Annotated in this window: 1 protein-coding gene; it reads right to left on the bottom strand. The window is 32.3% G+C overall.

All coding sequences use genetic code 11. The features are described from left to right. Positions 1-235, bottom strand: a 235-nt coding sequence (locus SB679_RS26300) for a hypothetical protein (protein WP_410705371.1), incomplete at both ends; no start/stop codon positions are given.

Below are 235 nucleotides of genomic sequence, written 5' to 3'. Positions count from 1 at the left end.
ATAGACTGGATCATTTTAAAACTGTATTTAATATCATCCATGTTATATCCTGAATTTAAGTCGATGTCTTCAATAACTTCTGTAAAATCCTCCAGACTTTCACTTACATTGAATACCTCAATCTCAGAACTGAACTCACTGATGAAATAATTGATATCATTCATGGCAGACCAGGTCATGGACTTGTGGTTATCATAAGCAAAAAGAATTTTTCGGATACCTGTATACTCTATAT

It is taken from the genome of Chryseobacterium sp. SIMBA_029 (genome assembly GCF_046535275.1).
Taxonomy (GTDB): Bacteria; Bacteroidota; Bacteroidia; order Flavobacteriales; family Weeksellaceae; genus Chryseobacterium.
The sequence above is the reverse complement of the archived record's forward strand: the minus strand, read 5'-3'. Positions and strand labels throughout refer to the sequence as shown.